The organism is Paenibacillus xylanilyticus (assembly GCF_009664365.1).
GTDB classification, from domain to species: Bacteria; Bacillota; Bacilli; order Paenibacillales; family Paenibacillaceae; genus Paenibacillus; species Paenibacillus xylanilyticus_A.
Genome location: NZ_CP044310.1, coordinates 391,445 through 403,329 on the forward strand (window position 1 = coordinate 391,445; position 11,885 = coordinate 403,329).

General features: G+C 48.5%; 12 protein-coding genes. 6 read left to right on the plus strand and 6 right to left on the minus strand.

Features of this window, described 5'->3' with window-relative positions; all coding sequences use genetic code 11:
• Positions 1 to 107 precede the first annotated feature (107 nt).
• Entirely contained in the window at positions 108 to 881 is a 774-nt protein-coding gene (locus tag F4V51_RS01905) for a Crp/Fnr family transcriptional regulator (protein ID WP_236146676.1), read from the plus strand.
• 81 nt (positions 882 to 962) lie between these two features.
• Here the strand turns inward: F4V51_RS01905 and F4V51_RS01910 are convergent, their stop codons facing one another.
• The 3 genes from F4V51_RS01910 to F4V51_RS01915 all read right to left on the minus strand — a co-directional run bounded on the left by F4V51_RS01910 (position 963) and on the right by F4V51_RS01915 (position 2,234).
• Positions 963 to 1,511, minus strand: a complete 549-nt coding sequence (locus F4V51_RS01910; RefSeq protein WP_153976621.1) for a GNAT family N-acetyltransferase — start codon at positions 1,509 to 1,511, stop codon at positions 963 to 965.
• Between the two features lie 123 nt (positions 1,512 to 1,634).
• Positions 1,635 to 1,790: a hypothetical protein gene (locus tag F4V51_RS28775; RefSeq protein ID WP_167301678.1), complete on the minus strand. Its 156-nt coding sequence runs from the start codon at positions 1,788 to 1,790 to the stop codon at positions 1,635 to 1,637.
• Positions 1,791 to 1,937: 147 nt separating this feature from the next.
• Positions 1,938 to 2,234 carry a hypothetical protein gene (locus F4V51_RS01915; RefSeq protein ID WP_153976622.1) on the minus strand — a complete coding sequence of 99 codons (297 nt, stop codon included), beginning with the start codon at positions 2,232 to 2,234 and terminating at the stop codon, positions 1,938 to 1,940.
• Between the two features lie 167 nt (positions 2,235 to 2,401).
• Here F4V51_RS01915 and F4V51_RS01920 point away from each other — a divergent pair, with 167 nt between their 5' ends.
• From F4V51_RS01920 to F4V51_RS01930, 3 genes are all read left to right on the plus strand, one after another.
• The gene (locus F4V51_RS01920; RefSeq protein ID WP_153976623.1) at positions 2,402 to 3,973 is read left to right on the plus strand and encodes a DUF6359 domain-containing protein; all 1,572 of its coding nucleotides are present in this window, start codon (positions 2,402 to 2,404) and stop codon (positions 3,971 to 3,973) included.
• Positions 3,974 to 4,151: 178 nt separating this feature from the next.
• Entirely contained in the window at positions 4,152 to 4,778 is a 627-nt protein-coding gene (cdaS, locus tag F4V51_RS01925) for a sporulation-specific diadenylate cyclase CdaS (RefSeq protein WP_153976624.1), read from the plus strand.
• 153 nt (positions 4,779 to 4,931) lie between these two features.
• Positions 4,932 to 6,038: a Glu/Leu/Phe/Val family dehydrogenase gene (locus F4V51_RS01930; RefSeq protein ID WP_153976625.1), complete on the plus strand. Its 1,107-nt coding sequence runs from the start codon at positions 4,932 to 4,934 to the stop codon at positions 6,036 to 6,038.
• Positions 6,039 to 6,167: 129 nt separating this feature from the next.
• Here F4V51_RS01930 and F4V51_RS01935 read toward each other — a convergent pair whose 3' ends face one another.
• A complete protein-coding gene (locus F4V51_RS01935) occupies positions 6,168 to 7,589 on the minus strand; it encodes an erythromycin esterase family protein (RefSeq protein WP_153976626.1) in 1,422 nt (473 codons plus the stop codon).
• A gap of 84 nt (positions 7,590 to 7,673) precedes the next feature.
• Positions 7,674 to 8,537, minus strand: coding sequence for a LysR family transcriptional regulator (locus F4V51_RS01940; protein ID WP_153976627.1), 864 nt, complete (start codon positions 8,535 to 8,537; stop codon positions 7,674 to 7,676).
• 150 nt (positions 8,538 to 8,687) lie between these two features.
• Between F4V51_RS01940 and F4V51_RS01945 the strand changes: the two genes are divergently transcribed.
• Positions 8,688 to 9,740, plus strand: coding sequence for an oxidoreductase (locus F4V51_RS01945; RefSeq protein WP_153976628.1), 1,053 nt, complete (start codon positions 8,688 to 8,690; stop codon positions 9,738 to 9,740).
• Positions 9,741 to 9,802: 62 nt separating this feature from the next.
• On the opposite strand, the gene F4V51_RS01950 is transcribed toward F4V51_RS01945, so the two are convergent.
• The gene (locus tag F4V51_RS01950) at positions 9,803 to 11,011 is read right to left on the minus strand and encodes an MFS transporter (protein WP_416226504.1); all 1,209 of its coding nucleotides are present in this window, start codon (positions 11,009 to 11,011) and stop codon (positions 9,803 to 9,805) included.
• Between the two features lie 275 nt (positions 11,012 to 11,286).
• Between F4V51_RS01950 and F4V51_RS01955 the strand changes: the two genes are divergently transcribed.
• Positions 11,287 to 11,865: a TetR/AcrR family transcriptional regulator gene (locus tag F4V51_RS01955; protein WP_153976629.1), complete on the plus strand. Its 579-nt coding sequence runs from the start codon at positions 11,287 to 11,289 to the stop codon at positions 11,863 to 11,865.
• Positions 11,866 to 11,885: the final 20 nt, after the last annotated feature.

An 11,885-nucleotide genomic window follows, 5' to 3' on the forward strand; every position in this document is an offset into this window, starting at 1 on the left:
GCAAATTCAGGGAATTTCTCAGCCAGGTTCAGGTAATCCCCCGATAACGTTCACGCCAGTTTCGCGATAAGATAGATTCATAAGGAAACACGAGGGGGACGAAAGTGATGGGTACGATATTTACAGAAAGAACAACCCAAGCGACAGAACGTAAAACGGAGGGAAGCAAAATGACACGAGAGACAGGTGGAATACTTTCGTTCGTAACAGCTGAACAGTGGGCCTGGATTGAGGAAAAAATGCAGCCCAAACGGGTGAAGTCGGGGTATAGTCTCTTTCTGGAAGGCGATGAAGCCGGATATCTGTACTACATTCGTTCGGGACGCGTGAAAATGACCAAATCGACGGAAGATGGCAAGGAAATCATTTTGTCGATTCAGCAAAAAGGGGACCTGATCGGGGAATTTGGTGGCATTGGCGGCCAGAATCACAGCTACAGTGCAGAGATGACGGAGAAAGGCGAACTCGCGATCATCTCGCTCAGTGATCTGGAAAGCGTGCTTAGCAAACATGGGGACCTTGCCTTAAAATTCCTGCAATGGATGGCACTTTCACAGCGGATTACCCAATCGCGTTTCCGGGATCTGCTGCTCTATGGCAAGGCTGGGGCTTTGGCTTCGACACTGATCCGTGCAAGCAACTCGTATGGCAAAATCACTCCTGAGGGGATCGTACTTGAGATGAAGCTGAACCATACGGAGCTTGCGGAGATGATTGGAGCTACTCGGGAGAGTGTTACACGGATGCTGGGGGCCTGGAAAGAACAGGGGACACTGGACACACTGGATGGCAAACTGATGATTCGCGATCTAGCCGCATTGCGCTGCATGTGTGGGTGTCCTACGTTCCCGAGCTGTCCAGCAGAGTTATGCCGCCTTTAGTCTCACCATGGTCATGGATCACAGATCAATCTTCACTGGCGATTGGGGTCGTTACGGAGAAGAAAAAAGCTGATATCGGTATTAACCGATATCGGCTTTTTGGAGTTGAGCATATTCCCTGGCGAGGATCGAATAGACCAACGAATCGTGAAATGCCCCTTTGTAAAACCAATGCTCCCGCATGAGGCCTTCGTACTCCATGCCGATCTTCTGCATGACTCGCTCGGATGCTTTGTTATTCGGCCGGCATTTGGCGTAGATCCGATGTACACCAAGGGTATTAAAGGCCCAACCCAGCAGTGCTTGACTTGCCTCGGCGGCATAGCCTCTACCCTGATACTGTGGATTCATCACATATCCCATCTCCGCATTGGTCCCCTCCTTGTATATGCCAACGCTGCCAACCAGCGTTCCATCAGTTTTCAGGCAGACAGCAAGGTCAAATTGGGATCTAGGCTGTTCCTGTTGCGATTGCAGAACCTGTTCGATGTACGCAGTGGTATCCTGTTCTGTGTTGGGTCCCCAAGCTGTGTACTTGGTTACTTCAGGTGAAATGGTGTACGTATGTATACTTTCCCAGTCGTCCAAGCCAATCTCTCGTAAAATCAGTCGTTCTGTCTCTGCTAACATGCCATTCACTCCCCTGGGCGATGATTAAGTTCAATTTACCTGTATCGATTGGATCATTATAACAAAAAAATAACTCATGAAGCCGATTCAGATCTGAATCCCTCACGAGTTATTGAAAAGGTGTTATTGTGGTTGTTTGCATGTAACCGCAGGATAAGTATAAGCCAACTTGCGGACAATTTCCTTCTGCCACTTCGTATCACCCAAGGTGATGGCCAGGTTCAGAAGATCCAGATAATCGTCAAGCTGCAGTGAAGTCTTTTGCAGTGTTGTATTCATTTGATGTTCGTTCCCCTTTAGCTATATGATCGGTAATTCATGTAAATTTCAATTGTGAATAAGAGACAACCTCAAGAATGATAATCATTATCACGTATACATTTATTATGCTACGAATACAGCGAAAAAGCAATGTTGAGAAACCAATTAATCAATATTTTTTTTCGAAAAAAGACTGATCCATAACAGAAACGGAATGTACACGCCCAAATAAGCCGACGGATAGAGGAACCAGCCATTCAGCAGAAAATGATGAATTTCGGTTGTAAATGTAGTCATATGTGCATTGGTGGCATACACATCTCCGGCAATGACCGTGTCGGCACTATAGAAACATATAAGAGCCAAGGCATGGAATAACTTTATGATCGTTCGGGAACGAAGAGCCAGAAAGACCATCACGAGCGGGACAATGATCAGAAGCAGCAAAAATACAAATCTCATGGTACATGTTCTCCTTTATCATGCTTTTGGTAAACAGTATGGGCAGTCAGGAAGCGGAGCAAACTTTTTTCAAAAATTTTACATAAACAAAGAGGAATTCATCATGTGAAGGATTAAATTAAAGTGGACAACCCATTAAAAGGTAATCTGAGGAGGAGAAGGAGAACATGAAGAAGGCGTTGTGGCAGCACTGGATCGGGGCATTCCTAATTTTCATTCTGACGGCAACAGCACTGCTGGGGCCAGGTTCACAAGGTCCGGTACAAGCTGCGGCAGCACCGCTTACTGTATCGCAGGCTATAGCTGCTCAGAGTGGTGGAGGAACGGCGACGGTAGAAGGTTATATTGTTGGACATGCTACCGGCTCACTTACAGCCAAGTTTACATCTCCTTACGCCAATGATTTTAACTTCCTGATTGCGGATTCTCCGTCAGAGAAGGCCAACGCAAAATTGTTGGACGTACAAGTTTCCTCTTCTTTCCGCTCACAGTATGGACTTGCTACCAATCCGAGCCTTGTAGGCAAAAAGGTCATCGTAACCGGAACACTTGGTGCATACAACAGCTATGCAGGACTCAAAAACCCAACCTCCATTACACTCTCTACCGGAACAACCAATCCTGACCCAGAACCGGGCCCAGGGACGACACTGCCTGATGGTACAGGCAAGAAGGTATTGTTCGATAATACCCATGCCCAGACAGCTGGTGCAGCAGACTGGATCATTGATGGGGCATTTTCAGACTTCGCGAATGGGCTTCGAAACGCAGGCTTTGCCGTGGATCAGCTTGAACGCAGCATCCCGTATACTTTTGGTGAGCAGGCCATTACCTACAATACATTAAAAGATTATGATGTCTTCGTCATCGGCGAAGCCAACGTGCCGTTTAAAGCCACGGAGCAGGCTGCCCTGCTGCAATACGTACAGAACGGGGGCAGCGTCTTTTTCATCTCCGATCACTATAATGCAGACCGAAACAAAAACCGCTGGGATTCCTCCGAGGTGTTTAACGGATACCGCCGTGGAGCATTCCTGAACCCGGCCAAAGGCATGTCCTCGGCGGAAGCCGAATCTCCAGCGATGCAGGGAGTTACGAGCTCTGACTGGCTGGCAAGCAACTTCGGTATCCGTTTCCGCTACAATGCACTGGGTGACGTCAATGCCACCGATATTGTGGCTCCATCACAGTCATTCGGAATTACAAGTGGTGTCAATGCGGTGGCGATGCATGCCGGATCTACCTTGGCCATCATTGATCCGAACAAAGCCAAGGGATTGGTTTATGTGCCAAGCGGCGTATCCAAATGGAGCAGCGCCGTGGATCAGGGCGTGTACAATGGCGGTGGGCGTGCTGAAGGCGCATATGCGGCCATTGCCAAGGTAGGTGCAGGCAAAGCCGCATTTATCGGCGATTCCTCACCGGTGGAAGATGCGACTCCGAAATATTTGCGAGAAGAAACGGGAGCCTCCAAGAAAACCTATGACGGATTCAAGGAAGTGGACGATGGCACGTTCCTGGTCAACACGGTAAAATGGCTTGCGGTAAAAGAAAGCTATACGAGTCTGTCGCAGGTATCTGGCCTGACATTGGACACACCGACGAGCCTGCTTGCCATAGAGACTCCGGCTAACTCCACAGAACCACAGCTTGAGCCATGGTCTGCTCCGGCTGCAGGATATAAGTGGTACGATCCAACGACGTTCAAGAAAGGTTCATATGGCGCCGTTACACCTTAAGGTAGAATCTTAATGAGCTGCTTGGCTGTCGGAAGCCTGTTTGTGACGCTAACGTTGCAAACAGGCTTTCCTATTTGCTGAAACATGACAAGGTTCTGACCGGTATAAATGAATCGTACCGCGGGAAACGTATAGGTTAACTATGTTGGCATCAATCCAGAAGGAGAGGCGGTAAATAATGACCCGGCAAGCAGACTGTGACAGTTCGACCATGAGACAGAGGCTGAAGGAAGATTTGCATCGTGTAGCGGATCGCATGAATCGGACATTGACCCGTTTTGACAATGACAGTGTCTGTCTGCTCGCGCAATTCGCTGAGATTCGTACCGAGATCAAGCAGATTGAGGTGCTCGCCTCTTCCTTTTATCTGGATTGTTACCTGTCTCCCTTTACTGAAAAATTCGCTGAGCTGACGGCAAGTGTACAGCATCTGTCTGATCGCAGATATGGTGCTCTTATCGTTATAGAACGTGAAATCCCTCTTGAACCTATACTTCATTCGGGTGTTGCTGTGGATGCGCGAGTGACCCATGCGCTGCTTGAATCCCTTTTTATCCCCGGTGCACCGCTGCATGATGGGGCAGTTCTGGTCCGCGGCAACCAGATTGTCTCCGCAGGCAATGTCCTCCCATTGTCCCAGGCTGCAGCAGGGGAACGTAAAATGGGTACACGCCACCGTGCCGCTCTGGGGCTAAGTGAATTGACAGATGCCGTAGTACTGGTTGTTTCCGAGGAAACGGGACAAGCTTCTTTTGCCGTGGACGGGGATTTGCATCCCATAAATGTCGTTGAGACCATTCATTAACGAAAGGCGATAGGAGGCTTCCTAGCTTCGTAATCGTCTTACATCGTGATGTGATTTTGCACATTCTGAGATTATCTAGGTACAATAGAGGATGGCAAAGATACAGAAGCCTTGTGGATTACTCGCAAAAATGGTTGGAGGAGACGGTTAAACATGAGTTGGTTTGAAGTAATGGAGCAGCATGATTATGAGGAACTGGTCCTGTGTCAGGACAAAGCTTCCGGGTTAAAGGCGATCATCGCCATTCACGATACAACACTCGGCCCTGCACTCGGTGGTACTCGGATGTGGACATATGCTTCAGAAGAGGCTGCTATAGAAGACGCACTGCGCCTTTCGCGGGGGATGACATATAAAAATGCCGTATCCGGCTTGAATCTTGGCGGCGGTAAAGCTGTGATTATCGGCGACCCGCGCCGCGACAAGAATGAAGCGATGTTCCGTGCATTCGGCAGATACATTCAAGGTCTGAATGGGCGATATGTAACTGCAGAAGACGTGGGGACCTCGGAGGAAGACATGAACCTGATTTATCAGGAAACGGATTACGTAACAGGCATATCGCCAAGCTACGGCTCGTCCGGGAACCCATCTCCTGCTACGGCGTGGGGAGTGTACAGGGGGATGAAAGCAGCGGCCAAAGAGGCCTTTGGCACGGATCTGCTGGAAGGCAAAACCGTTGCCGTTCAAGGTGTCGGCAATGTAGCCATGAGTCTGTGTAAGTATTTGTACGAGGAAGGTGCCCGCTTGATTGTGACGGATATTCATAAGGATTCCGTGAAGCAAGCAGTGGATCGCTTCGGGGCAACGGCTGTTGATCCGGGGGAGATTACCGGCGTTGAATGTGACATCTATGCACCATGTGCGCTGGGCGGAACAATTAATGACGATACACTCAAAACGCTCAAAGCCAAAGTGGTTGCAGGCTGCGCCAACAACCAGCTGCTGGAACAACGTCATGGCGACATTTTGCATGAGAGAGGTATCGTTTATGCTCCGGATTACGTGATTAATGCAGGTGGAGTCATCAACATCGCGGACGAATTGAATGGTTATAACTCGGAGCGTGCGTGGAGCAAAATCGGAGAAATTTACACCAGTTTGGAGAAAATTTTCGAAACCTCCCGTACCGAAGGCATTGCAACGTATATTGCCGCAGATCGTTTGGCTGAACGCCGAATTGAGCTGATGAAGAATACACGCAGCACCTTCCTGCAGCAAGGTCATCACGCACTGAGTGCTCGCCGACTGCGCGGGTAAGTCCAGAAGGAACCATGAGTTGCATACAGCTGAATGCGTTAAAAAGATAGCCAAAGAGGCAGGTATTCCCGAGGGGGGAATGTCTGCCTCTTTTTTGACGGGTTAACCTTTTACAGCGTATTGGCTGGCTTACTTTTGCTGCTGCATTTGATCCTTGAAGCCGCCTTTGTAGCTGGTCGTTGGTGCTTTGACTTTGTCGATTAACAGAATGCCATCATATTGTTCAGTCGGAATGAAGTTCATCGACATCGGATGAATGATTTCATCCACCATGCCATCCTCCGCTGCAAACACCGGGCGGGACAACCAGGCTGCAGCACCTGCAGCGTCTTTGGCTTCGGAGAGATCAATGTATGTATTACGGTAGCCGGATTTCATTAAGGTATACTCCAGACTGCCGCGAGGCATCGGAGAGATATCAAACGTTTGACCTGTGGAAATCTCGCTCGCTTGTCCTTCATTCATATAAAGCCCGATCACATACATGTCATCCTGCAGCTTCTCATGCATCATTTCGCCCATGCTTTTGAAGCTGGATTGCCACAACCCGGAGTTCCCGTTACCTTTTCCGATTGGGGGATTGAGAATGGTCGATGTACTCTTGGCGAGATGGTCATTGTGAGCCCAAAGAATGAATTTTTTACCTGGATACATGACGTCCATTAACCACTCCAGATTATCGGCCATGGCACGGTCGCGGAATTCGTAACTCTCCCGAGTGTCGTAAGCAGCCATCTCGATAAATTTGCTCCGGTCCTTCAGCACACGGATCATCATGTCAGCCAGTTTCGGGTTGTCCGGGAATGACTTTACGAGTTCCTGCTTATGCTCGGTGACCCATTGAACCAATTCCTCGTACTGCGGGGAATAAGCATCCTTCACTTGATGAATGGCCGCCTTGAATTCGGGATTGTTGTCGCTGTCGATACCATATTTGTTAAGGACGGCATACAAATCCGTGATGCCCTGCATCTCAAACGCATAGAACTGCTTGCCTCTGGCAGGATCCAGACTGCTAATCCAGTCACTGATAAATTGGGTTAAGTACCCGGTCGTAAACTGCATATCATATCCTGCCAGAATCAGTGGATGATCCGTCTTGCTCTGCTCCTGAATGTATTCGTAGAGGCCGAGTGTCTCCTGCGAGTGCCAGATCGGGAAAATGGACAGCTCCATCATCTGGGCAGGCGTCAGGTTTGCTCCTTGTTCATAGGCAACAGCTGCATCCCCCATGCCGGATTCGAAGGCAATGACATCATAGCCGAGTTCCTCATGCAAAAATTTGATCATGCGCGTTTTGATGGCACTGTATTCGGCAACCCGGTGAAAGTTCTCTCCCAGGCTAACTACTTTCTTGTCCTGCAGCAATGGCTTCAGAAAGGCAAGGTCACTGTAGTTGTCCGAGGTCAGGGATGTAATCTCATGGGCATGATCCTGCACCCACTGTTCCTTGGCTATAGGTGAGGCTGCTGCCGAAGTGGAGCCAGCAACCATGGCCATAGCCAGGCCGAGTACAGCTGTTTTTTGAATAAAACGATGTTTCAGGTTCATAATATGTATCCTCCGTATGAATGATAAGTTGAAATCCATAACGCAAGGATACGGGCTAAATCTAAAGAAAGTATAACGCGGAACTTAGAACGTAATGCATTTCTGATTCAGCAGCTTAATGAATTCATCCAATGCGGTACTGACATACCGCCCCTCCCCACGTACAAAGGTTGTTGTGGTATGGGTAAACTGCTCAGCCAGATCATGTACAGCGTACGCATCCGGGTTCTTGTGGATCACACTGCAAGGCATAATCGTATATGCAATGCTGGATTCTACACAGCTGAGCAAGTTCTCCATCGTACTCACTTCAATCATATTGCGGGCAGATAACCCTTCTTCCTCTAAAAACATTTCCGTAATTTCACGGTAGGGGCAGCCCTGAGGGAACACTACCCATGAGACCTGGCACAGGCTCTCAATGGGTGTCTCCGTTCGTTTAGAAATAATATGCACAGTGTCTTGCATTTCATATTCCACTCTTAACCCTTCTTTAACACAGGCCCCACTGATAAACGCGCCATCAATCTCATTCGTCTGTATTTTGTGGCGAAGCACTTTTGGAGCGGTGGCGTTCACTAGCGAGATGGATACCTTTGGATGCGCAATTTGGTATTCGTTCAGAATTTCCATGAAGCGGCTTGAAGCAGCCGTCTCCACGATTCCGATTTTTAATGTGCCGGATGGCTCCCCAACATCCTTCATATCCTCTTCCAGGTCGTGCAGCAGATTGTGAATACGTTCGGCATATTTAATAAACTGTTCACCTTTGGCTGTGGGTACCACGCCCTTGTGGAATCGGTTGAATAGTTGTACCCCGTACTCCTGTTCCAGCTTTTTGATGCGTGTAGTGACATTAGACTGGGCATAGTTCAGTTCTTTGGCGGCTTGCGAGATTTTACCTGACCGTCCGACGGCCAGAATGATATCGATGTCGGATAATTCCATGGGTTGCCTCCTGATTGTGGAATCTCTTCAGATCATAAATAAATGTACATGAGATATCTCTAGTAGTGATACTTCTATATATTTTAATCATTTTACGATATGTCTGAGCCAGCCTAAAATATCCTTAATTACGATGAGAGAAGGGATGGCATGAATAATCATTTGAATTTACTCAATCCGGTTAAGATCAATCAGTGGCAGCTAAGAAATCGTATTGTGATGGCACCGTTAACAAGAGGATTTGCGAATGATGCGGATGGTACGGTGACAGAGGAGATGGTGGCCTATTATGAGCAGCGTGCACGAGATGGTGCGGGTCTGATTATTACGGAGGGGATTAACCCCAGTCTGGCTGGCAAAGGGACGTATGGCATACCCGGCCTGTATACGGAAGAGCAAGCGATCTCATGGCAAAAGGTAACGGAGGCCGTTCACAGACAGGGCGGGACGATCATTGCCCAACTCTGGCATGTCGGTCGATTGTCCCACTCTGACCTCATTGGAAGAACACCGCAGGCGCCTTCAAGTATTCAGGCTGAGGGGAAGGTGCATAAGTTGCACAAGCCATACCAGATTCCCGAAACGATGCGCACACAGGATATTCAGAGTACAATTCATCATTTTCAGATCGCTGCCCGTCATGCCGTGCTGGCCGGATTCGATGGAATTGAGCTGCATGCAGCTCATGGATATTTAATTGATCAGTTCATCAGTGAGAAAACGAATCACAGAACCGATGAATATGGAGGCGGGATTATGGGGAGATTACGTTTTTTGAGAGAAATCATCCTGGCAGTAGAAAAGGAAATCAGCGTAGATCGCATATCCATCCGATTTTCCGAGAAGAAGGATGATGACCCTTCCTACGTGTGGACAGATAAGGCGGGCATGATTACCGCCTATCTTAACCTGTTCCGTGAGACCGGTATTACGATTCTTCATCCTTCCAGAGATCAATATACAAGAGTCTGGGCGGGGAAGAAGACCTTTCATGAGATGATCAGGGAACAGTGGGAGCACACCATTATTGGAGTGGGGGATCTTGATATTCACACGGCAGAAGAAGGTCTGAATGATGGAGTCATTAATCTTGCCGCCTTCGGTCGGCCTTATATTGCTAATCCCGATCTTGTGCACAGATTGCGCACAGGTGAGCCGTTAGTCGAGTACGATGTGACTAAGCATTTGCCTATATTGGTCTGAAAAAAAAGGGGGCAGCTCTAATCCGAAGATTAGGCTGCCCCTTCCTGTTGTTACGGGAACAGTTATGAGCTGCTGACAATGCCCGGTTTCTTTTCAGTGAAATAGTAACCGAGGGCCAGCAGCGGCATGATCAGGCCGATCAGTGTCGTCAGACTCCAGCCACCTGATGCGTAAGACCAGCTTCCGATAGAGGAACCAAGGGCACCTCCAATAAAGAAGATCGACATGAAGATTCCGTTTACCCGTCCTCTGGCTTCACCAGCAAGGGAGTAGATGACGCGCTGCCCCAGAACGAGATTGCCCGAGACGGCCATGTCGAGTGTAATGGCAACAACGACCAGCAGAACCAGCTCAGCAGTCGAATGTCCCTGGAACACGTACGCAAGGCCGAAGGATAGAACAGCTATCACTATGGCGAGCCCGGTCAATATCCGGGTCAGGCCTTTGTCTGCCCATCTGCCCGCGATGGGAGCCGCAATGGCCCCGCCCACCCCGGCTAGGGCAAACCACGCAATGCCCTGCTGAGTCATGCCAAAATCATTCGCCAGCCGCAAGGGTACGGTGGTCCAGAAGAGACTGAAGGCACCAAACAAGCTGGCCTGATACAGCGCCCGGCGGCGCAGCATGGGCAGCGTTTTAAACAGGGTACCCAGTGAAACAATGAGCTGACCATATTTCATTGCAGGCTGAGGCTTGCGTGCAGGAAGAGCACGTGATAATAGCAGAGCGAGCAGTGCAATAACGATAGCGGAGAAGATAAAGACAGCCTGCCAACCAAAAGCATCCGTAATGAAGCTTGCCACCGGGCGAGCCAGCATGATGCCAAGAAGAAGGCCGCTCATGACATTGCCTACGACTTGCCCGCGCTGTTCTTCCGAAGTAAGGTAAGTCGCGTAGGGTACGAGAATCTGGGCAACGACGGAACCTACACCGATAACCAGAGAGGCCGTTAGAAATAATATTGCATGAGTGGAGAACGCTGCTGCAGCCAAGGCAACAACCAGTAATACCAGAAAGGAAGTTACGAGCCGCCGATTCTCCATAATGTCACTGAGCGGTACGATAAACAGCAGTCCGATGACATAACCAATTTGCGTTAACGTTACAATTAATCCTGCCGCAGCAGACGACAATCCTGTCGTATCACTGATCGGCCCGATTACGGTCTGTGCGTAGTACAGATTAGCCACAATGAGTCCGCATGCCGCAGCCAAAAGGAAAACCAGCCAACGGGGAACCTGTTTTGCTTGCACATCGTTTTTCATGTTCATGATTATCATCCTCCACATGGTATTAAATTACTACTCAGTATGAGTCAATACAGCTGGGATCATTATTTTCTAAACTGTTCGTTCACTAATTACAAACATATAATAAACTAAACGTTTAGTATTGTAAATAGGCGTGATAAAAAATGTTTTGAGATCAGCAGCATCGTCGGAGGGTCAAATTGTTTATGTGGAGGGCAATTTAGTATAATGAACGTATCGTTTTTAAGAAAACAGAAAAGCAATGTACGGTTAGAAACAAGAAAGGGTTGGTTTAAATGACAGCCAAAAGAGGGCGTCCCCGCAACATGGAAACCCAGAATGCCATTCTGGCAGCTGCGTATGAGTTATTGCTGGAACATGGCTTTGCCGCGATTACAGTTGAAAAGATAGCTGAGCGAGCGCAAGTAAGCAAAGCAACCATATATAAATGGTGGCCCAATAAGGGAGCTGTCATTATGGATGGATACATGTCGGCCATGACAGCAAGATTGCCTGTCCCGGATACAGGATCGGTATTTGAGGATGTACGTATTCATGCGAGTAATATGATTCAATTTTTGACCAGCCAGGACGGAAAGGCCATTACAGAGATTATCGGAGAAGGGCAGTCAGATCCAGGTCTTGCGGTAGAATACCGGACCAGATATATTCAGCCTCGTCGGCGTGAAGCTTGGGGAATTATTGAAAAGGGCGTAACGCGTGGCGAATTGAAGAGTGACCTGGATATCGGTTTGTGTATCGACATGATCTACGGGCCAGTGTTTTATCGCATGTTAGTGACGGGAGAGCCAATGGATCCAGAGTTTGTACATAGACTATTGGATTCACTATTTGCAGGGATTAAGTCTGATTAGTGGAGCGAAAGAACGAAAGC